Source organism: Ancylobacter sp. (genome assembly GCF_965249975.1).
In the GTDB taxonomy this organism is placed as follows: Bacteria; Pseudomonadota; Alphaproteobacteria; order Rhizobiales; family Xanthobacteraceae; genus Ancylobacter.
The window spans coordinates 39,590-61,987 of record NZ_CBDFNE010000006.1; the positions used below are offsets into that span (position 1 = coordinate 39,590).

General features: G+C 66.3%; 19 protein-coding genes. 5 read left to right on the plus strand and 14 right to left on the minus strand.

Features of this window, described 5'->3' with window-relative positions; all coding sequences use genetic code 11:
- Window positions 1-66: 66 nt before the first annotated feature.
- The 6 genes from fmdA to urtA all read right to left on the minus strand — a co-directional run bounded on the left by fmdA (window position 67) and on the right by urtA (window position 6,343).
- A complete protein-coding gene (fmdA, locus tag ACP2AH_RS08655; protein ID WP_371346887.1) occupies window positions 67-1,296 on the minus strand; it encodes a formamidase in 1,230 nt (409 codons plus the stop codon).
- A 72-nt stretch (window positions 1,297-1,368) separates the two neighbouring features.
- Window positions 1,369-2,058 carry an urea ABC transporter ATP-binding subunit UrtE gene (gene urtE / locus ACP2AH_RS08660; RefSeq protein ID WP_307019895.1) on the minus strand — a complete coding sequence of 230 codons (690 nt, stop codon included), beginning with the start codon at window positions 2,056-2,058 and terminating at the stop codon, window positions 1,369-1,371.
- 12 nt (window positions 2,059-2,070) lie between these two features.
- Window positions 2,071-2,838: an urea ABC transporter ATP-binding protein UrtD gene (urtD, locus tag ACP2AH_RS08665; protein ID WP_244375752.1), complete on the minus strand. Its 768-nt coding sequence runs from the start codon at window positions 2,836-2,838 to the stop codon at window positions 2,071-2,073.
- A gap of 11 nt (window positions 2,839-2,849) precedes the next feature.
- Entirely contained in the window at window positions 2,850-4,025 is a 1,176-nt protein-coding gene (gene urtC / locus ACP2AH_RS08670; RefSeq protein WP_425105430.1) for an urea ABC transporter permease subunit UrtC, read from the minus strand.
- Window positions 4,026-4,035: 10 nt separating this feature from the next.
- Entirely contained in the window at window positions 4,036-4,962 is a 927-nt protein-coding gene (gene urtB / locus ACP2AH_RS08675; RefSeq protein ID WP_425105431.1) for an urea ABC transporter permease subunit UrtB, read from the minus strand.
- A gap of 97 nt (window positions 4,963-5,059) precedes the next feature.
- Entirely contained in the window at window positions 5,060-6,343 is a 1,284-nt protein-coding gene (gene urtA / locus ACP2AH_RS08680) for an urea ABC transporter substrate-binding protein (protein WP_425105432.1), read from the minus strand.
- 487 nt (window positions 6,344-6,830) lie between these two features.
- On the opposite strand from urtA, the gene ACP2AH_RS08685 reads away from it, so the two are divergent.
- Window positions 6,831-10,220 (plus strand): hybrid sensor histidine kinase/response regulator, encoded by a 3,390-nt coding sequence (locus tag ACP2AH_RS08685; protein ID WP_425105536.1) that lies wholly within the window; start codon window positions 6,831-6,833, stop codon window positions 10,218-10,220.
- On the plus strand, window positions 10,210-11,142 hold the full coding sequence (locus ACP2AH_RS08690; RefSeq protein ID WP_425105433.1) for a response regulator: 933 nt from the start codon (window positions 10,210-10,212) through the stop codon (window positions 11,140-11,142). Before ACP2AH_RS08685 ends, ACP2AH_RS08690 begins: the two co-directional genes overlap by 11 nt.
- A gap of 113 nt (window positions 11,143-11,255) precedes the next feature.
- Here ACP2AH_RS08690 and ACP2AH_RS08695 read toward each other — a convergent pair whose 3' ends face one another.
- Both ACP2AH_RS08695 and adh read right to left on the minus strand, forming a co-directional pair.
- The gene (locus ACP2AH_RS08695; protein WP_425105434.1) at window positions 11,256-11,672 is read right to left on the minus strand and encodes a DUF779 domain-containing protein; all 417 of its coding nucleotides are present in this window, start codon (window positions 11,670-11,672) and stop codon (window positions 11,256-11,258) included.
- A 408-nt stretch (window positions 11,673-12,080) separates the two neighbouring features.
- The gene (gene adh / locus ACP2AH_RS08700; RefSeq protein WP_425105435.1) at window positions 12,081-13,598 is read right to left on the minus strand and encodes an aldehyde dehydrogenase; all 1,518 of its coding nucleotides are present in this window, start codon (window positions 13,596-13,598) and stop codon (window positions 12,081-12,083) included.
- Window positions 13,599-13,837: 239 nt separating this feature from the next.
- Here adh and ACP2AH_RS08705 point away from each other — a divergent pair, with 239 nt between their 5' ends.
- Window positions 13,838-15,676 (plus strand): sigma-54-dependent Fis family transcriptional regulator, encoded by a 1,839-nt coding sequence (locus ACP2AH_RS08705; RefSeq protein ID WP_425105436.1) that lies wholly within the window; start codon window positions 13,838-13,840, stop codon window positions 15,674-15,676.
- Between the two features lie 70 nt (window positions 15,677-15,746).
- Entirely contained in the window at window positions 15,747-16,004 is a 258-nt protein-coding gene (locus tag ACP2AH_RS08710) for a hypothetical protein (protein ID WP_425105437.1), read from the plus strand.
- A 5-nt stretch (window positions 16,005-16,009) separates the two neighbouring features.
- Here ACP2AH_RS08710 and mnhG read toward each other — a convergent pair whose 3' ends face one another.
- From mnhG to ACP2AH_RS08740, 6 genes are read right to left on the minus strand one after another with little or no spacing between them, the layout of a single operon-like run.
- Window positions 16,010-16,372, minus strand: a complete 363-nt coding sequence (gene mnhG / locus ACP2AH_RS08715; RefSeq protein ID WP_425105438.1) for a monovalent cation/H(+) antiporter subunit G — start codon at window positions 16,370-16,372, stop codon at window positions 16,010-16,012.
- The gene (locus tag ACP2AH_RS08720; protein WP_244375772.1) at window positions 16,369-16,650 is read right to left on the minus strand and encodes a K+/H+ antiporter subunit F; all 282 of its coding nucleotides are present in this window, start codon (window positions 16,648-16,650) and stop codon (window positions 16,369-16,371) included. The genes mnhG and ACP2AH_RS08720 overlap by 4 nt, the downstream gene beginning before the upstream one ends.
- Window positions 16,647-17,144, minus strand: a complete 498-nt coding sequence (locus tag ACP2AH_RS08725) for a Na+/H+ antiporter subunit E (RefSeq protein WP_421700317.1) — start codon at window positions 17,142-17,144, stop codon at window positions 16,647-16,649. The genes ACP2AH_RS08720 and ACP2AH_RS08725 overlap by 4 nt, the downstream gene beginning before the upstream one ends.
- Entirely contained in the window at window positions 17,141-18,817 is a 1,677-nt protein-coding gene (locus ACP2AH_RS08730) for a monovalent cation/H+ antiporter subunit D (RefSeq protein WP_425105439.1), read from the minus strand. The genes ACP2AH_RS08725 and ACP2AH_RS08730 overlap by 4 nt, the downstream gene beginning before the upstream one ends.
- Complete coding sequence (locus tag ACP2AH_RS08735; RefSeq protein WP_425105440.1) at window positions 18,817-19,164, minus strand: Na+/H+ antiporter subunit C; 348 nt, start codon at window positions 19,162-19,164, stop codon at window positions 18,817-18,819. The genes ACP2AH_RS08730 and ACP2AH_RS08735 overlap by 1 nt, the downstream gene beginning before the upstream one ends.
- A complete protein-coding gene (locus tag ACP2AH_RS08740; RefSeq protein ID WP_425105441.1) occupies window positions 19,164-22,073 on the minus strand; it encodes a monovalent cation/H+ antiporter subunit A in 2,910 nt (969 codons plus the stop codon). The genes ACP2AH_RS08735 and ACP2AH_RS08740 overlap by 1 nt, the downstream gene beginning before the upstream one ends.
- A 97-nt stretch (window positions 22,074-22,170) precedes the next feature.
- Between ACP2AH_RS08740 and ACP2AH_RS08745 the strand changes: the two genes are divergently transcribed.
- Window positions 22,171-22,398, plus strand: coding sequence for a helix-turn-helix domain-containing protein (locus ACP2AH_RS08745; RefSeq protein ID WP_421700321.1), 228 nt, complete (start codon window positions 22,171-22,173; stop codon window positions 22,396-22,398).

The window sequence follows — 22,398 nt, forward strand, 5'->3', positions numbered from 1 at the left end:
GTTTGCTAAGGGTAAGGGCGGGGCGACGCTGTGCGTCGCCCCGCATGCACCGGACGTAAGAGGGGGTCAAAGGTCCGGTGACAGCGGCATGTCGATGGAGCCGTCGAGGAATTTCGTCGGTCCGGCCGCGGTGGGGTTGATGTCGAAGTCGAAGATCTCGGTCGGCAGCCACAGCGTGGCGCAGGCATTGGGGATATCCACCACGCCGGAGATATGGCCCTGCACCGGTGCGGTGCCGAGGATCGAATAGGCCTGGGCGCCGGAATAGCCGAACTTCTTGAGATATTCGATGGCGTTGAGGCAGGCCTGGCGATAGGCGATGTGCACGTCGAGATAATGCTGGCCGCCGGCCTCGTCGACCGAGATGCCCTCGAAGATCAGATAGTCCTTGTAGTTCGGCGTCACCGGCGAGGGTTTGAAGATCGGGTTCTTGATCCCGTACTTGGCCATGCCGCCCTTCAGCACCTCGACCTTGAGGTGAACCCAGCCGGCCATTTCGATGGCGCCGCAGAAGGTGATCTCGCCGTCGCCCTGGCTGAAATGCAGGTCGCCCATGGAGAGGCCGCCGCCTTCGACATAGACGGGGAAGTAGATCTTGGAGCCGCGCGACAGGTCCTTGATGTCGCAATTGCCGCCATGCTCGCGCGGCGGCACGGTGCGCGCGCCGGTGGCGGCGGCGGCGTCCCGCGCGTCGCCGGTCAGCCGGCCCATATGGGCGGTGGCGGCGAAGGGCGGCACGGCGAGCGCGGGCACGCGGGTCGGGTTGGTGTCGATCAGCGCCTGCTCGCGGGTGTTCCAGGTCTCCAGCAGCTTCGGGTCGGGCAGGCAGCCGATCAGGCCGGGATGGATCAGCCCGGCGAAGTTCACCCCCGGCACATGGCGCGAGGAGGTGTACATGCCCTTGAAGTCCCAGATCGACTTCTGCGCCAGCGGGAAGTGGTCAGTGAGGAAGCCGCCGCCATTCTTCTTGGAGAAGAAGCCGTTGAAGCCCCACTGGCTGTCCGGCATGGCGCCGATGTCGAGCAGGTCGACTACCAGGAGGTCGCCCGGCTCGGCGCCCTTCACGCCGATGGGGCCGGAAAGGAAGTGCACGATCGACAGGTCGATGTCGCGCACATCGTCGGCGGAATCGTTGTTCTTGATGAAGCCGCCGGTCCAGTCATAGGTCTCGACGATGAAATCATCGCCCGGCTTCACCCAGGCCACCATCGGAATGTCCGGGTGCCAGCGGTTGTGAACCATGTCGTTGTCATAGGCCGACTGGTTCAGGTCGACTTTGATAAGCGTCTCGGTCATGCGTCTCACTCCCCGTGGACAAGCTGGGATCTTGGGCAAGCGGTAAAGGCGGGTGGAGCGGTCCGGCGGGGCTCAGACCGACAGGAATCGGGCGACCTTGGCCTCGTCCACATCGGCGCGCCTGTCCTCGTGGACGATCTCGCCGTTCTCGATCACCAGCACGCGGTCGGCGATGTCGAGGGCGAAGGACAGCACCTGCTCCGACACCACGATGGACAGGCCGCGCTCGTCGCGGATGCGCTTCAGCGTGCGGGCCATGTCGCGGATGATCGAGGGCTGGATGCCCTCGGTCGGCTCGTCGAGCAGCAACACCTTGGGCGCGGTGGCGAGCGCCCGGGCGATGGCGAGCTGTTGCTGCTGGCCGCCGGAAAGGTTGCCGCCGCGCCGGCCCTTCATTTCCAGAAGGACGGGGAACAGCTCGTAAATGTCGGGCGGCACCTTGCTCTCGCCGCGCGGGATCAGCCCGGTCTCGATGTTCTCCTGCACCGTCATGGTGGAGAAGATCATGCGGCCCTGCGGCACATAGGCGACGCCGTTCTTGACGCGCTCATAGCTCTTCAGCCGGGTGATGTCGGTGGCGCCGACGCTCACCGCGCCGCTCTTGGTCGGCACGATGCCCATGAGCGACTTCATGAGCGTGGTCTTGCCCATGCCGTTGCGGCCCATGATGGCGATGATCTCGTTCGGCGCCACGGTGAAGTTGAGGCCGTGCAGAACCTCGCTCTCGCCATAGGAGACGTGCAGCCTGGATACGTTCAGCATGATCCGCCCCCCTCAATGGCCGAGATAGACTTCGATGACCTTCGGGTCCGCCTGGACCTTGGCCATCGAGCCTTCCGAGAGAATCTTGCCCTGGTGCAGCACCGTCACCTTGTGGGCGATGTCCTCGACGAACTTCATGTCGTGCTCGATCACGATCACCGACCGGTTCTTGATGATGGTGTTGAGCAGTTCGGCGGTCTTCTTGCGCTCGGAGACGCTCATGCCGGCCACCGGCTCGTCGAGCATCAGGAGTTCCGGGTCCTGGATCAGCAGCATGCCGATCTCCAGCCACTGCTTCTGGCCGTGCGAGAGATATTCGGCCCGCTGGTCGAGCTGGTCGGCGAGGAAGATGGTTTCCGCCACCTCCTGCACCCGCTCCTTCACCGCCCGGTCGCGGCGGAAGGTCAGCGCGCCCGGTACCGAGCGGCCCTTGGGATAGGAAATTTCCAGGTTCTCGAAGACGGTGAGGTCTTCATAGATCGACGGGTTCTGGAACTTCCGCCCGACCCCGGCGCGGACGATCTCATGCTCCTTCATCCGGGTGAGCTCGCGCTCCTTGAACCGGATCGAGCCGGTGGTCGCCTTGGTGCGGCCGCAGATGAGGTCGAGCACCGTGGTCTTGCCGGCGCCGTTGGGGCCGATGATGACGCGGATTTCGTTCTCGTCGACATAGAAGGACAGGTCGTTGACCGCCTTGAACCCGTCGAACGAAACGGTGAGCCCTTCCACCGCCAGGACGAAGTCCTTGTTCATGGAGTCGGTGATGACTTGGCTGTTCATGGCTCCGGCTCCTATTCGGCGGCGGCGGGGGCGGCCGTCCCGGGGGACGGGGCGGCGGGCGGCGTCGGGGCAGGGGGCGTCGTCCGGCGGGCCGCGCCGCCGAAAAGCGGGCCGAGGCGCGGGGCGATGTAGCTCTGCCAGAGGCCGGCAATACCGTTCGGGAAGATCAGCACCACGGCGATGAACAGGCCGCCGAGGCCGAACAGCCAGAGTTCCGGGAAGCTCTCGGAGAACGAGGTCTTGGCCCAGTTCACCAGCAGCGTGCCGTAAATGGCACCGAGGATGGACAGGCGCCCGCCCACCGCCGTGTAGATCACCATCTCGATCGACGGCACGATGCCGACGAAGGACGGCGACATGAACCCGACCTGCAGGGCGAACATGGCCCCGCCAATGCCCGACAGCGCCGCCGCCAGGCAGAAGACGAAGATCTTGAAGCTGGCGACGTCGTAGCCGGAGAAGCGGACGCGGTCCTCCTTGTCGCGCATGGCGACGAGGATGCGGCCGAGCTTGGACGACTTCACGTAGAAGGCCAGCAGGATGCAGGCGAGCAGCAGGCCGACGCAGACGAAATAGAGGATCGTCTTGGCGCTGTCGGTGCGGATGTCCCAGCCATGCAGGGTGCGCAGATCGGTGATGCCGTTAATGCCGCCGGTATAGCCCTGCTGGCCGATGATCAGGATGGTCATGATCGCGGCGAGCGCCTGGGTGATGATGGCGAAATACACGCCGCCCACACGCCGCTTGAACAGGGCGAAGCCGAGGATGAGGGCGAAGAAGGCCGGCACCAGCACGACGGCGACGGTGGAAAAGGTGAAGCTCTTGAAGGGCTCCCAGAACCAGGGCAGGGCGGTGATCTGGTTCCAGTCCATGAAGTCCGGGATGCCGGGCGTGGTCTGGATCTTGGTGTTCTCGACGCTGGAGGCTTCCAGCTTGAGGAACATGGCCATGCAGTAGCCGCCGAGGCCGAAGAACACGCCCTGGCCGAGCGAGAGGATGCCGGCATAGCCCCAGCACAGCACCAGGCCGAGCGCGACGAAGGCGTAGGTGAGGTACTTGCCGACGAATTGCAGGCGGAAATTGTCCAGCGCCAGCGGAAGCACGACGAGGAGGATGAAGGCCAGGATCGCGATCCCGATCATGTCCTGCGGGCGCAGGAAGAAGGTGCGGCCGGATGACTTGCTCATATGCGCCTCCTCAGCGACGGACCTTGATGACGAACAGGCCCTGCGGCCGCAGCATCAGGATGATGACCACGCCGAGCAGCGTGAGGACCTTGGCCATCGAACCGGAGAGGAAGAACTCCATGGTCGACTGGGCCTGCGAGATGGTGAAAGCGGAGGCGATGGTGCCGAGCAGGCTCTGCGCGCCGCCGAAGACGACGACCAGGAAGGTGTCGACGATGTAGAGCTGGCCGGAGGTCGGGCCGGTCGAGCCGATCATGGTGAAGGCCGAGCCGGCCACACCGGCGATGCCGCAGCCGAGGCCGAAGGTGTAGCGGTCGATCTTCTCGGTATTGATGCCGACGGCGCCGGCCATGACGCGGTTCTGCACCACGGCGCGCACCTGCTTTCCCCAGGCCGACTTGTACATCAGCAGGGCGACGGCAACGGTGATGGCGATGGTAAGGCCCATGACGAACAGGCCGTTGATCTGCACTTCGATCGAGTCGGTGAGCGAGATCGAGCCCATCATCCAGTTCGGCAGCTCCACGCCCACTTCGCGCGGGCCGAAGACGGAGCGGTAGACCTGCTGAAGAATGAGGCTGAGGCCCCAGGTGGCGAGCAGCGTGTCGAGCGGGCGCTTATAGAGCCGCCGGATCATCAGCCATTCCACCGCCATGCCGAGCGCGCCGGCGGCGAAGAAGGCGAGCACCATGGCGAGAAAGAAGTAGGCGCCGAACAGGCTAGGCAGATAATTCAGGAAGAATTGCGAGGTGAAATAGGTGACATAGGCGCCGAGAATCATGAACTCGCCATGCGCCATGTTGATGACGCCCATCTGGCCGAAGATGATGGCGAGGCCGAGCGCCATGAGCACGAAGACCGAGAACAGGATGAGGCCGGCAAAGCCCTGCATCACGAAAATCGAGCCAAGCTCGGCCAGCGAATAGTCAGCGAACATTCAGGAATCCCCCGGCGGGCGCGCGAGCGCGCTCTTGGCATCAACGGCGTGAAGTCCCGGAGAGGGCGGACCCTCTCCGGGTGGGAGCGTCAGCCGATCACTGGTAGCCCTTGGGGAACGGATCGGGCTCGATCAGGTCCGGGGTCTCGAACACCACCTTGAACTGGCCGTCCGGCTGGGCGAGGCCGACGCGGGTCTTCGACCAGAGGTGATGGTTCGGGTGGATCTTGACGTAGCCTTCCGGCGCCTTGGTGAACTCGATGCCGGGCGAGGCCGCGGCGATCTTGTCGACATCGAAGGAGCCGGCCTTCTCGACGGTGAATTTCCACAGCCACGGGCCGAGATAGGCGGCCTGCGTCACGTCGCCGATCACGGTCTTCTCGCCCCACATCTTCTTGAAGGCGGCGACGAAGTCCTTGTTGTTCGGGTTGTCGAGCGACTGGAAGTACTTCATGCAGCTATAGGCGCCGGCGAAGTTCTCACCGCCGATACCGTCGATCTCGTCCTCGGTGACGGAGATGGTCAGCAGCGTCTGCTTGTTGAGGTCGATGCCGGCGGCCTTGAGCTGCTTGTAGAAGGCGACGTTCGAACCGCCGACGACCGCGGCGTAGATCACGTCCGGTTTCTTCAGCTTGATCTTGTTGATGACGGAATTGAACTGGGTGTGGCCGAGCGGGAAATATTCCTCGCCGACGACCGAGGAGTCCTTGAGATGCCCTTCGATGTGTTTGCGGGCGATCTTCATCGAGGTGCGCGGCCAGATATAATCCGAGCCGATGAGGTAGAAGGTCTTGCCGCCCTTGGTCTTCTGCACCCAGTCGAGGCCGGCGAGAATCTGCTGCGTGGCTTCCTGGCCGGTGTAGATGACGTTCTTGGACTGCTCCAGACCTTCATAGAAGGTCGGGTAGTAGAGCATGCCGTTATACTGCTCGACCACCGGCAGCACCGCCTTGCGCGAGGCCGAGGTCCAGCAGCCCATGATGGCCGCGACCTTGTCGTTGACCAGCAGCTTCTTGGCCTTCTCCGCGAAGGTCGGCCAGTCGGAGGCGCCGTCTTCCTGGATGAACTTGATCTTGCGGCCGAGCACACCGCCCATGGCGTTGATCTGCTCGATCGCCAGCTTTTCCGCCTGCACCGAGCCGGTCTCGGAGATCGCCATGGTGCCTGTGACGGAATGCAGGATGCCGACGGTGACCTCCGTGTCGGTCACGGCGAGGCCGGTGGTGTTCACCGCCGATGTCGCCGGGGCCTGGGCCTGTGCCGGGGTTGAAAAAAGGCCGGTGGACGCAAGAACAGGTACGGCCGGGAGCGCGGCAATACCCATCAAGAGCTTGCGCCGCGTCGCTGAAAACGTGTTCGACGGATCATTCTTCGAAGACATACGATTCCCCTCCACGGGTTTGACGTGGCCTCAACAAGCTTCTCTTGTGCTTGCATTGGCCGGATCGTGGCGGTCGATGTCGCGATGCAGCAATACGTCGATTGACGTATAGGGGAAACGTCGTGTCTCGCGCACTGTGAAGGCGAAAATGGATCGTATGTCCGACGCGGAGGTTTTTCCCTCGCGTCGAATAGAGTTTTTCGCGCGCGCGCGAGGTAAGTGTAGGGAAAGTGGACAGAACCGGCGCTAATTAGCCCGATTATTGGGCATTTAATGCTGTGATGGCGAATGGAAAGGTAATTTAATGCAGGATAAGTCGCCGCGCTAAGCTGTCTTCGGCCTGTCCGGCGTGTGGAATGATTTATGCTTGGGGGTGGCGTCGGCGCGGGTGGCAACCCGCCGCCGTCGCGGTGCAACAAACAAGAAAATCCCCGGGGGAGGGTGGCACGGAAGCATGTCTGGCGTTGGCACGGCGAGGCACACCCCCATGGCGGCGGAGCAGAAGATCGTTCGCGTTCGGCGTCGCTACAATCAGTGGGTCGTCAACGAGACGCTGGAGGATTACGCGCTCCGCTTCACGGCCAAGAGCGCGCGGCGCTGGTCGGCGCTGCGGGTCGCCAATACCGCGCTCGGCGCGGTGTCGTTCCTCGCGCTGGAGGCGATCGGCGGCGCCATCACCTTGGCCTATGGCTTTCCCAACGCGGTGGCGGCGATCCTCGTCGTCTGCGTCGTCATCTTCGCCGCCGGCCTGCCGATCAGCTATTACGCCGCCAAGTTCGGCGTCGATATCGACCTGCTGACCCGCGGCGCGGGCTTTGGCTATATCGGCTCGACGCTGACCTCGCTGATCTACGCCTCCTTCACCTATCTGTTCTTCGCCATCGAGGCGGCGATCATGGCGCTGGCGCTGGAAATGTGCTTCGGCGTGCCGCTGATGGTGGGCTATTTCATCAGCGCGCTGGTGGTGATCCCGCTGGTGACGCACGGCATCACCTTCATCAGCCGGTTCCAGCTCTGGACCCAGCCGGTCTGGCTGGTGCTGAACATCATCCCTTTCGTTTTCATCCTCGCCCTCGACAACGACCCTTTCGCCGGCTGGACGGCCTATACCGGCCGCTTCGGCCATCCCGACGGTTCCTTCGATCTCGTCCTGTTCGGCACGGCGACGACCGTGGTGTTCGCGCTGGTGGCGCAGATCGGCGAGCAGGTCGATTTCCTGCGCTTTCTGCCGCGCCGCGCGCCGGGGCGCACCGAGGCACGGCGCAATGCGCTGTGGTGGGTGGCGCTGCTGAGCGCGGGGCCGGGCTGGATCATCCCCGGCGGCATCAAGATGCTGGGCGGTTCGTTTCTGGCCTATTTCGCCGTCACCCAGGGCATCCCGTTCCTGCACGCGGCCGAGCCCACCCAGATGTATCTGGTGGCGTTCAAAACGGTGTTTTCGCCCGAGGTGGCGCTGGCCTTCACCGGGGTGTTCGTCATCCTCGCCCAGCTGAAGATCAACGTTACGAATTCCTATGCGGGCTCGATCGCCTGGTCGAACTTCTTCTCCCGCCTCACCCACAGCCATCCGGGCCGGGTGGTGTGGCTGGTGTTCAACGTCACCATCGCGCTGATGCTGATGGCGCTCGGCATCTACAAGGTGCTGGAGCAGATCCTCGGCCTTTACGCCATCGTCGCGGTGGCCTGGGTGGCGGCGCTGGTGGCGGATCTCGTGGTGAACAAGCCGATGGGCTGGAGCCCGCCGGGCATCGAGTTCAAGCGGGCGCATCTCTACGACATCAACCCCGTCGGCGTCGGCGCGCTGCTGGCGGGCACGCTGGTGGGCGTCATCGCCTTCGCCGGCTTTCTCGGCCCGACGCTGAAGGCCTTCGCGCCGTTCCTCGCTCTGGTGGTGTCCTTCGTCACCGCCGCCGGCATCGCCTATGCCACGGGCGGGCGCTACTACATCGCGCGGCGGACGGCGAAGAACTGGGAGGCGCGCCACACGCTCAAATGCTGCATCTGTGAGCACAAATTCGAGCCGGAGGACATGGCGCATTGCCCGGTCTATGCCGGGCCGATCTGCTCGCTGTGCTGCTCGCTCGATGCGCGCTGCAATGATCGCTGCAAGGAGGAGGCGCGCTTCCCCGACCAGATTCTGGCGGCGCTGCGGGCGACGCTGCCGGGCTGGATGGTGGCGCAGCTCAATTCCCGCCTCGGCCACTATATCGGGGTGATGGCGCTGCTGGCGACCGTCATCGGCGGCATATTGGGGGTGATCTATTTCCAGTCGACCTTCGCCCCGCCGGACCAGGCGGAGACGGTCGGCAATGTGCTGTTCACGCTCTACTTCATCCTGCTCATCATCGCCGGCGTCGCCGCCTGGCTGTTCGTGCTGGCGCAGGAAAGCCGGCGGGTGGCGCAGGAGGAGAGCAACCGCCAGACCGCGCTGCTGATGCGCGAGATCGAGGCGCATAAGCGCACCGACGCCAAGCTGCAAAAGGCCAAGGAAGCCGCCGAGGCCGCCAATCTCGCCAAGAGCCGCTATGTCGTTGGCATCAGCCATGAACTGCGCACCCCGCTCAACGCCATTCTCGGCTATGCCCAGCTCCTGGAGCGCGACGTCGCCATTCCTCCGCACCGGCGCGACGCCATCCGCGTGGTGCGCCGCTCGGCCGAGCATCTGTCCGGCCTGATCGACGGGCTGCTCGATATTTCCAAGATCGAGGCGGGCCGGCTCTATCTCACCCGCGACGAGGTGCGGATCGGCGAGTTTCTCGACCAGCTGGTCGATATGTTCCGGCTGCAGGCCACCGCCAAGGGCATCGATTTCGTCTATGTGCGGCCCGAGCGCCTGCCGGCGGTGGTGTTCACCGACGAGAAGCGGCTGCGGCAGATCCTCATCAACCTGCTGTCAAACGCCATCAAGTTCACCGATCGCGGCCGCGTGGCGCTGCGCGTCGGCTACCGCAACCAGGTGGCGGAGTTCGAGATCGAGGACAGCGGCATCGGCATTCCCGCCGCCGACCACAAGCGCATCTTCGAGCCGTTCGAGCGCGGGGAGCGGGCGGGCACCTATTCCACCGCCGGCATCGGCCTCGGCCTCACCATCACCAAGCTGCTCACCGAGATCATGGGCGGGGAGATCGCGCTGAAATCGGCGCCGGGGGAGGGCAGCGTCTTCCGCGTCAAGATGATGCTGTCGGAGGTGACCAACCCCTCGCGCCTCGGCCCGATCCAGCACCGCCATATCGCCGGCTATACGGGCGCGCGCCGCACGGTGCTGGTGGCCGACGACGACATCGCCCATCGCGACCTCATGCATGAATTGCTGGTGCCGCTTGGTTTCACCGTGCTCGCCGCCGCCGATGGGGTGCAGGCGCTGGACATGGTGCGCGAATGGGAGCCGGACCTGCTGCTGCTCGACATCTCCATGCCGGGGCTGAATGGCTGGGAGGTGGTGCGGCAGCTGCGCGACGAGGGCTTCGGCCGGCTGCGCATCATCATGATCTCGGCCAATGCCGGGGAAATCCATGGCGATGGCCTCGCCCAGCATGACGACCATCTGGTCAAGCCGGTGCATCTGCGCACGCTGTTGGAAAAGATGGCGGCGCTGCTCGATCTCGAATGGGTGGGCGATGGCGAACTCGCGGCGCTGGCCGCCGGCGAGGCCGCCAAGCCGGGCGAGCTTCGGGCACCGGCCGGGGTGCATCTCGACGATCTGATGAAGCTGGGGGAGATCGGCTATGTGCGCGGCATCCAGGCCAAGCTGCGGGAGATCGAAAGCGCCTCGCCCGACAGCAAGGCCTTCGTCGCCCATATGCGCGAGCTGATGGAAACCTTCGATCTCAAGCAATACATGTCCGTCCTGGAGGCGATGCGCGCCAATGAATCCTAGCGTGGAGCGCCGCGACATCGTCCTTGTGGTGGACGATTCGCCCGAAACCCTCAGCCTGCTCACCGACGCGCTGGAGGCGGCGGGGACGACCGTGCTGGTCGCCACCGAGGGCGCCAACGCGCTGGCGCTGGTCGAGCGCATTACCCCCGACGTGATTCTGATGGACGCGATCATGCCCGGGATGGATGGATTCGAGGCGTGCCGGCAGCTCAAGCGCAACAAGGCGGTGGCGCATGTGCCGGTCATCTTCATGACCGGCCTGTCGGAAACCGAGCAGATCGTGAAGGGGCTCGAGGCCGGTGGGGTGGATTATGTGACCAAACCGATCGCGCCGGACGAGCTGATCGCCCGCATCCGCGTGCATCTCGCCAATGCACGGCAGACCCACAGCGCCCGCGCGGCGCTCGATGCCGCCGGGCGCTATCTGCTCTCTGCCAATCGCGCCGGGCGCGTCCTGTGGTCGACGCCGCAGGCGACCGCGCTGCTGACCGCGCTCAGCGCCGCCGCGCCGGGCGACAGCTTCACCCTGCCGGAGCCGGTGCGGCGCTGGCTGGAGGGGCGCAACGGGGATGGCGCCGGCGGCGAGATGGCGGCGGTGGAGGTGTCGGTCGAGGGTTCGCCGCGCCGGCTGAAGCTGTCCTTTGTCGGGCAGATCGGGCCGGAGGAGCTGCTGCTGCGCATTGTCGAGGATTCCGGCATTCCGCCGGAGCAGGTGCTGAAATCCAAGCTCAATCTGACGCTGCGCGAGGCGGAGGTGCTGGTGTGGCTGGCGCGCGGCAAGGCCAATCGCGACATCGGCGAGATTCTCGGCCTGTCGCCGCGCACGGTGAACAAGCATCTGGAGCAGATCTACGCCAAGATCGGCGTCGAGAATCGGGCGGCGGCCACCGCGCTGGCGGTGACCGCGCTGACGCCGCGCTAGAGTAGTTCCGGTGAATTCGCATTTACCGGAACGGCTCTAACTGTCTGATTAGACGCAAGTCCTCTCGCAAAGGCCGTTCGGCACTGTTGCGGGAATTGCTCTGGACCCCGCGCTCACGCGTCCGGGCCATAGGCGAGCGGGGCGAGGCGGTCGAGCTCGTCGTCGGTGAACAGCCGCGAGCGGGTGAGGAAGCGCACGTCGCGCCCGTTTTCCAGGCTGAACATGCCGCCGCGCCCCGGCACCACGTCGATGATGAGCTGGGTGTGCTGCCAATATTCGAACTGCGACGGGCTCATATAGAAGGGCGCGCCGCCGATGACGCCCATCCGCACGTCGCGGTCGGCGAGCATGTAGTCGCCCTGGGCGTAGCACATGGGCGAGGAGCCATCGCAGCAGCCGCCGGACTGGTGGAACAGCAGCGGCCCATGCTGCGCCCGCAAGGTGTCGATCAGCGCCAGCGCCGCCTCGGTGGCGAGAACGCGGGGGATGGTGCCTGCGGTGGCGGGTGGCGGCGCGGTCTGCGTGTCCATGGGGGGCTCCCTTCCTGTCCCTCGTCTCAGGGACTGAGCATTGGAGTGAAAGGTGAGGAGCCGGCATCACCGGGTCAAGCCCGGGGAGGGCGGTATCGCGCGGAGAGAGGGCGCGAGCCGGGAGAGGCTGTGCGTCCTTCGAGGCCGGGCAGTGCCGGGCACCTCAGGATGACGAGGAACCTGGGAAGTAATCACTCCCACGCCTTCGTCGTGCTGAGGAGCGGCGCATCGCGCCGCGACTCGAAGCACGCAGCGGGCAACTCTCACCGGGCAAGCCGTCATGGCCGGGCTTGTCCCGGTTTTTCACGCCTTGCGCACGGATGAAAGGCACGAATCCCCGGGCCGGGCCCGGGGATGACGGCTCATTGCGGGGCGCCTGCCATCTGCGCAAGCGCCCCGCATTGAGGCTCAGAAGAAGCCGAGCTTCTTCGGGGAGTAGCTGACCAGCATGTTCTTGGTCTGCTGGTAGTGGTCGAGCATCATCTTGTGGTTCTCGCGGCCGATGCCCGACTGCTTGTAGCCACCGAACGCCGCATGGGCGGGGTAGGCGTGGTAGCAGTTGGTCCACACGCGGCCGGCCTCGATGGCGCGGCCGAAGCGGTAGGCGCGGTTGCCGTCGCGGGTCCACACGCCGGCGCCGAGGCCGTACAGCGTGTCATTGGCGATGGACAGCGCTTCCGCATCGTCCTTGAAGGTGGTCACAGACACGACCGGGCCGAAGATCTCCTCCTGGAAGATCCGCATCTTGTTGTGGCCCTTGAACACGGTGGGCTTCACATAGAAGCCGCCGGCGAAGTCGCCGCCGAGATTGTTGCGCTCGCCACCGATGAGGACCTCGGCGCCTTCCTGCTTGCCGATGTCGATATAGGAGAGGATCTTCTCCAGCTGCTCGGAGGAGGCCTGGGCGCCGATCATGGTCGCCGGGTCGAGCGGCGAGCCCTGGATGATGGCTTCCACCCGCTTCAGCGCCTTCTCCATGAAGCGGTCATAGATGCTTTCCTGGATCAGCGCGCGGCTCGGGCAGGTGCAGACCTCGCCCTGGTTGAGCGCGAACATGACGAAGCCTTCGATCGCCTTGTCGAAGAAGTCGTCATCCTCGGCCGCCACGTCGGCGAAGAAGATGTTCGGCGACTTGCCGCCCAGTTCCAGCGTGACGGGGATGAGGTTCTGGCTGGCATACTGCATGATCAGCCGGCCCGTCGTCGTCTCGCCGGTGAAGGCGATCTTGGCGATACGGTTCGAGCTGGCGAGTGGCTTGCCGGCTTCGAGGCCGAAGCCGTTGACCACGTTGAGCACGCCCGGGGGCAGCAGGTCGGCGATCAGTTCCACCAGCACCAGAATGCTCGACGGGGTCTGCTCGGCGGGCTTCAGCACCACGCAGTTGCCGGCGGCGAGCGCGGGAGCCAGCTTCCACACCGCCATCAGGATCGGGAAGTTCCACGGGATGATCTGCCCGACCACGCCGAGCGGCTCGTGGAAGTGATAGGCGATGGTGTCGTGGTCGATCTCGCTGATGCCGCCTTCCTGCGCGCGCACCGCGCCGGCGAAATAGCGGAAATGGTCGATGGCGAGCGGAATGTCGGCCGCCGTCGTCTCGCGGATCGGCTTGCCATTGTCCCAGGTCTCGGCCAGCGCGAGGAGGTCGAGATTCTCCTCCATGCGGTCGGCGATCTTGTTGAGGATCAGCGCGCGTTCGGCGGCCGAGGTCTTGCCCCAGGCGGCCTTGGCGGCATGGGCGGCGTCGAGCGCCTTGTCGATGTCGGCGGCGTCCGAGCGCGCGACTTCGCAAATCTTGCCGCCGGTCACCGGCGAGGTGTTGTCGAAATAGCGGCCGGAGACCGGCTCGACGAACTGGCCGCCGATGAAATTGCCGTAGCGGGCCTTGAACGGAGACTGCTTGGTGATGGCGAGTTCTGGCTTGTTCATTGGATCCTCCCTGATAGGGACACTCAAGATTGCACCGCCCGTGCCAGTCCTTCTCTCGCAATGCACAAAATCGTCGTTGCGACACGGCAAAATATTGAAATACCTCACTTTCGCTCAGTACTCGCGAGGGCGTGAGGATTCTACCGATAGACGCCGCCGGAAAACTTGGTAGAAACTGTCGGAAAGAACAACAAGACCTGCGACATGTGTGGCATTTTGCAACACTCCGGGAGGATCGCATGCGCCAAGAGGTCTCGCCGCGCGCCGTGCTGGCCGCGCGCCGGCAGTTCTTCCAGCAGGGTCTGCACGACCGCCCGCTGGCGGCGCTGCTGCCCGAGCCGATCCTGCGTTCCTGGAAGCGCTGTGCCGAGCGTGGGCTCGACAATGCAGCCCTGCCGCGCCTCGAACCGCTCACCGCGCACGAACTCAGCGCCATCGCCGAGCGGCATGAGCGGCTGCGCCGGCTGTGCCGGCCGGAGGTGGAAAGCCTTTATGCCGATGCCATGCAGACCGGCTGCGTGGTCATTCTCACCGATGCGGAGGGGATGATCCTCGACGCGCTCGGCAATGCCGATTTCGCCGCGCGCGCGGCGCAGGTGGCGCTGCGGCCGGGCGTGCTGTGGGGCGAAAGCTCCACCGGCACCAATGCGGTGGGCACGGCGCTGGTGGAAGGCCGGCCGATCGCCGTGCATGGCGGCGAGCATTATTACGACCCCCACGCCATTCTCAGCTGCTCGGCCGCGCCAATCCTCGACCCCTATGGCCACACGGTCGGCGCGCTCGACATGTCCGGCCCGGCGGCGGTGGACCACCGCCACGCGCTCGGCCTCGTGCGGCTGGCGGTGGAGCAGATCGAGCACCGCTTCTTCGACGAGGGTTTTTCCGACCGCCGGGTGCTGCGCCTGCAGGCTGACCGGGCGCTGCTCGGCACCTCGCGCGAGGGCGTGCTGGTGTTCGAAGACGACCGGCTGGTGGCGGCCAATCGCGCCGGGCTCGGCCTTGTCGGCGCCGACTGGTCGGCGCTCGGCGCCAGGCGCGCCGGCGAATTGCTGGAACGGCTGCCGGGCTCGGACGGCGACACCCACGCCTTGCGCCAGCCGGGCGGGCGCACCTTGTTCGGCCGCTTCGAGGGCGCCCGCACCCGGCCGCAGCCGGCGCCGCGTTCCCGCGTGCCCCGAGAGGAGGGGCCGCTGCTCGGGGCGGAGGAGCGGGCGGCGCTCGGCCGCGCGGTGCGCATGGTGGCGGCGGACGTTCCGGTGCTGATCCGCGGAGAGACCGGCACCGGCAAGGAAATGGCCGCGCGCGAGATTCACCGCCAGAGCGCCCGCGCTGGCGGGCCTTTTGTGGCGGTGAACTGCGCCGCCATTCCCGAAACGCTGATCGAATCCGAACTGTTCGGCTATGAGGATGGCGCCTTCACCGGCGCCCGCCGGCAGGGGCGGCGCGGCCTGCTGCGTGAGGCCGATGGCGGCATTCTGTTTCTCGACGAGATCGGCGATATGCCGCTGGCGCTGCAATCGCGCCTGTTGCGGGTGCTGCAGGAGCGCGAGGTCGCTCCGCTCGGTGGCGGCCGGCCGGTGAAGATCGACGTGGCGCTACTCTGCGCCACCCATCGCGACCTGCGCCTGCTGGTGGAAGCCGGCAGCTTCCGCCAGGACCTGTATTTCCGCATCGCCCATTACACCGTGGAACTGCCGCCGCTGCGCCGCCTGCCGGACCGGGCGGCAATCGTCCGCGCGCTGTGGGGGCGGCTGGTGGCGGATGAACGCCTGACGCTGTCGGAGGGGTGCGAGGCGCGGCTCGCCGCCTATGACTGGCCGGGCAATTTCCGCCAGCTGGCGGGCACGCTCAAGGCGCTGGCGGCGCTGGCCGATCCGTTCCGCCCGGTGGGCGAGGACATGCTGCCGCCGGACATTCTCGCCGCGCCCGCCGCCTCGCCGCCGGCCGGCACGCTGGACGCGCTCACCGTGGAGGCGATGCGCCAGGCGGTGGAAGCCTGCGGCGGCAATGTCTCGCAGGCCGCGCGCCGGCTGGGCGTCAACCGCTCCACCCTCTATCGGCGGCTGTTCCACGCCTGAGCCGGTATTCCGGAGGGAACCGCAGGCGGCCCCGCTTGTTGCCTCTGGCAACACTCATGGAGGCCTTCCGATGGTGCGCGATCCCCGCACGCTCGACCAGAACCCCGTCGTCGTCGACCCCGCCAATGTCGACGCCGTGCTCGAAGACCGCACCACGGCGGTCTCGAACCCGCTGACCCCGCCGCTGGACGAGGTGGACAACGACAATTCCCCGGTCGATGGCGAGCCCACCCGGCGCGATGGCGGCCGCTTCGCACCCGAGACGCTGAACACGGTGGATGGCTCGGCGGACGGCACGCCGAAGAAGCCGGACGATCCGCGCCGCTAAAGCGCTTACAGCTCGGTCGGCGCCGGGTCTTCCTTGGGCGCGGCGTCGTTGCCTTCCACCCGGTCGCGGTAGAGCGAGGCGCTGGCGAGCAGCATCAGCGTCACCGGGGTGGTGATGGTGACGAACAGGCCGATCAGCACCTCATGGATCAGCGGGCGCTGTTGCAGCACGGAAAAGCAGATGATCGACCCGACTAGCATCGCCCCGGTGCCGAGCGTCGCTCCGAGCGAGGGGGCGTGCAGGCGGGCGTAGAAATCCGGCAGGCGCCACAGGCCGATGGAGCCGATGAGCGTCACCAGCGCGCCGGTGACGACGAAGAACGAGACGAGAATCGCCGCCCAGAGCGGCAGGTCGGGAGCGGCGCTCATTCGATCACCTCGCCGCGCATGAGGAACTTCGCCAGCGCCACCGTGCCGACGAAGCCGAGCAGGCCGATGACCAGCGCCGCCTCGAAATAGAGCGTGGTGCCGCTGCGGATGCCGAGCGTGACCAACAGCAGCATGGCGTTCACATAGAAGGTGTCGAGGCCGATGATGCGGTCCTGCGCGCGCGGGCCGCGAATGAAGCGCAGCGCGGCGCAGCCCATGGCGAGGGTCAGCAGCACCTGCGCCAGCGTGATCGACCAGCCGAGGATGGCGACGCTCATTCGAAGATCTCCATCAGCAGCCCCTCATAACGCCCCTTGATGGTGCGCACCCACTCCTTGTCGTCGACGAGATCGAGCACATGCAGCAGCAGGAGCCCGGTGGCAGGATCGTAGCGCACCCATTGCGTGCCGGGCGTGCAGGTGAGCACGATGGCGAGGATGGCCAGACCATAGGGGCTTTTCAGGTCAAGCTTCAGCCGCATGAAGCCGGCATGGGTGCGCCGGTCCTCATTGCCGAGAATGATGCTGCCGACCGCGACATTGGAGCGGAACACATCGACGAACACCCGGCCCGCCAGACGCGCGGCGGCGGCGGGGCGGCGCAGCCGCGCTGGCGGCGGATCGAGCGCCGTCATGGCCCAGCAGCCGCCCAGCGCCACCACCGCGCCGAGCAGAAGCTGGCCCAGCGACAGGCTCTGCGTCATCAGGAGCCACATGACCAGCAGGGCGAGAAACAGCAGCGGGTAGGGGATGACGCGGCGCAGCCCGTTCATGGCGTGGCTCCCGTCGCGCTGAGCCCGGACGGGCCGTGGCCGCTGGACCGCGGATCGCTCGTGTTATGGCCCACCGGCTGGCTGCCGAGCACATCGCGCGCATATTCGCTCGGCCAATAGAGGATCTGCGCCGTGGCTTCCATGTAGCGCATGGTCGGGCCGCCGGCGAAGGTCATTACCGCGCAGAGCAGCAGCAGAACCCCGACTGGAATGGCCTCGATGGCGCGCACGCGCGGAATGTCCGTCTCGGCCGGCACCCACAGGGTGCGGATGCCGTTGCGCGTCATGGCGATGAGGGTGGCGAGGCCGGAGAGCATCAGCAGCGCGACGAACAGCCAGTGGTCGAAGGGGATTTCGCCCGCCTCGTTCAGCAGCGCCGACAGCATGGCGAATTTGCCGATGAAGCCGGAGAGCGGTGGCAGGCCGGCCAGCACGGCGGTACAGGCGACGAAGCCGCCGCCGAGCACGGCGATGGTGGCGGGAATGGCGACGCCGACCTCCTCGTCCTCGTCCTCGATATCCTCCTCCGGGTCGCCGAAAATCTCCAGCGTGACCGCGAGCACGTCGGCGCCGGCGGCCTGGCCGCGTTCGATCAGTTCCACCAGCAGGAAATAGGCGCTGATGGCGAAGGTGGAGGCGACGAGATAATAGAGCGCCCCGGATATCACCGCGCTGTTGCCGGTGCCGATGGCGGCGAGCAGCGTGCCGGAGGAGATGAGCACGCTATAGCCGCCAAGCCGCTGCATGGATTGCGAGGCGAGCACGCCGATGCCGCCGAAGAGCAGCGTCGCCATGCCGCCATAATAGAGCCAGGCGGCGCCGAAATCCTCCGAGGCGCCGGCCTCGTCGCCGAAGCACAGCAGGAACAGCCGCAGGATCACATAGATGCCGACCTTGGTCATGATCGCGAACATGGCGGCGACGGGAGCGCAGGCGGCGGCATAGGTGGTCGGCAGCCAGAAGCTGAGCGGCCACATGCCGGCCTTGACCAGGAAGGCGATGCCCAGCACCGCCGCGCCCGCCTCCATGAGCGTGCGCGAATCCGGCGGCAGCGTCGGCACGATCCGGCTGAGATCGGCCATGTTCAGCGTGCCGGTCACGCCATAGATCACCGCCACGCCGACGAGGAACAGCGAGGAGGCGACGAGGTTGATCGGGATATAGTGCAGGCCCGCCCGCACCCGCGCCGTGCCCGAGCCATGCAGCACCAGCCCATAAGAGGCGGCGAGCAATATCTCGAAGAACACGAACAGGTTGAACAGGTCGCCGGTCAGGAACGCGCCGTTGAGGCCGGTCAGCAGCAGCAGAAACAGCGTGTGGAAGCGCGGCCCCGCCGTGTGCCAGCGCGCGAGAGCGAAGAGCAGGGTGGTGCAGCCCAGCACGGCGGTCATCAGCAGCATGAGCGCGGCCAGCCGGTCCACCACCAGCACGATGCCGAAGGGCGGCGGCCAGTTGCCGAGCGGATAGACGATGAGGGTCGACCAACGGTCGCCATTGGGCAGGCCGACCATCACCACCATCGTCACCGCGATGGCGAGCAGGGCGAAGACCGTGGCGAGGCTGAGCGTCATTTTCAGCCGCCGCCGCCGCTCGTCGAACAGCAGCATGAGGGCGCCGACGGCCAGCGGCAGCACGACGGGAATGATGGCGAGATGATCGAGGGCGGGGGTCATCACTCTGGCTCCCGCCCGTCGACATGGTCGGTGCCGGTGCGTCCGCGCGCGGCCAGCAGCACGACCAGGAACAGCGCCGTCATGGCGAAGCCGATGACGATGGCGGTGAGCACCAGCGCCTGCGGGATCGGATCGGCGATCTTCGCGGGGTCGCCGACGCCGCCGGGCGCGAGGATGGGCGGCCCGTCGACGCGCAGCCCGCCGCCGGCCATGGCGAAGATGAACAGGTTTACCGCATAGGAGAGAAGCGACAGGCCGATGATGACCTGATAGGTGCGCGGGCGCAGCAGCAGCCACACGCCGGAGGCGGTGAACAGGCCGATGCCGATGGAGAGAACGATTTCCATCACTCGCCTCCCTCGCTGGCCTGCGCCGCGCGCGAACTGCGCAGCGACTGATGGGCGAGGGCGATGAGGATCAGCACCGTAGCGCCGACCACCAGCGCGAAAACGCCGAGGTCGAACAGCAGCGCCGAGGCGGCCGGCACCTTGCCGATATAGGGCAGCTCCACATACTGGAAATGCGAGGTGAGGAAGGGGTAGCCGAACCACCAGGAACCCACGCCGGTGGCGCAGGAGGTGAGCAGGCCCATCCCCATCCAGCGCAGCGGCAGCACCCGCAAATGATCCTCCACCCAACGGGTGCCGCTGGCCATGTACTGCACCACGAAGGCGATGGAGAGGGTGATGCCGGCGGCGAAGCCACCGCCCGGCAGGTCATGGCCGCGCATGAACAGATACACCGCCATGACCGCGATCACCGGGAACAGCCAGTGCATGATCAGCCGCGGGATCAGCATGTAGTCGGCCACCGTGTCGCCGGGCGAACGGTCGGGCGTGGCGACATCGTAGGCGTGCTGGATGCGCTGCTGCTCGGGCTGTTCGATGCTCTCCGGCGCCGGACGGAAGCGGCGCAGCAGGGCGAAGACGGTGAGGCCGGCGAGGCACAGCACGACGATCTCGCCCATCGTGTCGAAGCCGCGGAAATCGACCAGGATCACATTGATGATGTTGGTGCCGCCGCCTTCGGAATAGGCGCGCTCGACAAAGAAGCGCGAGACGCTCTGGGTCAGCGGGCGGGTCATCAGGCAATAGGCGAGGAAGGCCATCAGCCCGCCAAGCGCGCAGGCGATGGTGAGGTCGATATAGCGGCGCAGCAGCACTTTCAGCGGCGGGCGGCTGGGATAGACATTCTCGATGCGCTTGGGCAGCCAGCGCAGGCCGAGCAGCAGCAGCACCGTGGTGACGATCTCCACCAGAAGCTGCGTCACCGCGAGGTCCGGCGCCGACAGCCAGGCGAAGGTGATGCAGGTGACGAGGCCCGCCCCGCCGACCAGCACCAGCGCGGCGAAGCGGTGATATTTCGCCTGATAGGCGGCGCCGAGCGCGCAGACCCCGCCCACCAGCCAGAGCAGGGCGAAGCCCGGCGGCAGCGTCGTGCCGGGCATGTCGCCCGTGCCCACCGCGCCATTGGCGATGAAGGGTGCCAGCGCCGCCACCACGGCGAGCGCGATGACGATGCGCATCTGCGGCTGCAGGCGCCGCGTGCCGAGCGTCGCCTCGCCGGCGCGCGCCCATTGCCAGGACAGCGTCGCCAGCACCTTCTCGAAGATGCGCTGGCCCTTGAAGTCGCGCAGGACCGGCGGGCCTTCGATGCCGCTTTCGAGATAGCGGCGCAGGCCGAGATAGAGCACCACGCCGCCGGCCATGGCGATGAGGCTCATCATCAGCGGCAGGTTGAAGCCGTGCCACAGCGCCAGGCTGTAATAGGGCGGCGTGGCGTCGAGCAGGCCTTTGACGGCAGTGGCGAGGAACGGGCCGACGGTGAGCCCCGGCACGATGCCGATCAACAGGCAGATCAGCACCAAAAGCTCGATGGGAAAGCGCATCCAGTGCGCCGGCTCGTGCGGGCGATGCGGCAGGTTGACCGGCGGCGGGCCGAAGAACACGCCGAGGATGAAGCGCAGCGAATAGGTGACGCTGAACACGCCGGCGAGCGTCGCCCAATAGGGCAGGCTGTCGTCGAGCAGAGAGCCGGTATGCTCCGCCACTGCCTCGGCGAAGAACATTTCCTTGGAAATGAAGCCGTTGAGCAACGGCACGCCGGCCATGGCGGCGGCGGCGACCATGGCGAGCGTGGCGGTGATCGGCATGTAGCGGTAGAGCCCGCTCAGCTTGCGCAGGTCGCGCGTGCCGGTCTCATGGTCGATGATGCCGGCGGCCATGAACAGCGACGCCTTGAAGATGGCGTGGTTCAGCGTGTGGAAGATCGCCGCCACCGCCGCCAGCGGGCTGCCGAGGCCGAGCAGCAGCGTGATCAGGCCGAGATGGCTGATGGTGGAATAGGCCAGCAGCCCCTTCAGATCCTGCTGGAAGATGGCGATGAAGGCGCCGAGCAGCAGCGTCACCAGCCCGGCCGGCACGACGAGATAGAACCACGCATCCGTGCCGGACATGACCGGCCACAGCCGCATCAGCAGGAAGATGCCGGCCTTCACCATGGTGGCCGAATGCAGATAGGCCGAAACGGGTGTCGGCGCCGTCATGGCGTGCGGCAGCCAGAAATGGAACGGGAACTGCGCGCTCTTGGTGAAGGCGCCGAGCAGGACCAGCACCAGCGCCGGGACATAGAGATCGCTCTGGACGATGAGGTCGCGCGATTCCAGCACCTGGTCGATGTCGTAGCTGCCGACGATGCGGCCGATGAGCAGCACGCCGACCAGCAGGCACAGCCCGCCCGTGCCGGTGACGGTGAGCGCCATGCGGGCGCCGTCGCGCGCATTGGCGGTGTGGTGCCAATAGCCGATGAGCAGGAAGGAGAACAGGCTGGTGAGTTCCCAGAAGAACACCAGCTGGATGAGATTGCCCGACAGCACGATGCCGATCATCGAGCCCATGAAGGCGAGCAGGAAGGAGAAGAAACGCGGCACCGGGTCTTCGCGCGACATGTAGTAGCGGGCATAGAGCACGACGAGCGCGCCGATGCCGAAGATCAGCATGGCGAACAGCCAGGCGAGGCCATCAAGCCGCAGGGTGAAGTCTAGCCCCAGCATGGGCAGCCAGGACAGCCAGAACTGCACCGGTGCCCCGTCCGCAAGCGTGGTGTAGAGCCAGCCGCTTATGCCGATCCCCGCCACCGCCACGCTGCCGGCCAGGATCGCCGCGGTGTTGCGCGCGTGGGTCGGCAGAAACCCCGCAGCGAGGCTGCCGATGAACGGCAGAAGCAGCGCGACGAGGAGCAGCGTGCCATGGGACATAGGTAGCGGGGGCCTCCCTGCGGGCGGTTAAACCTCGAGTCTTGCGATATGTCGCCCATTATGGTTGATTTGGTCGTCGTTACGCAAGGCAGAAGCGATGGATTTGGCGCCCGAACAATGCCGCGCCGCACGCGGGCTTCTCGACTGGACGCAGGAACATCTGGCCGAGCGCGCCGGCGTCTCGCGCAGCACGGTGCGCGATTTCGAGCGCCACCGCCATGTGCTCCACCGCGCGACGGAAACGCTGCTCATCACCACGCTCGAACAGGCCGGAATTATGCTGCTGCCGCCCGGCGAGCACGGGCCGGGCGTGCGGATACGCTGA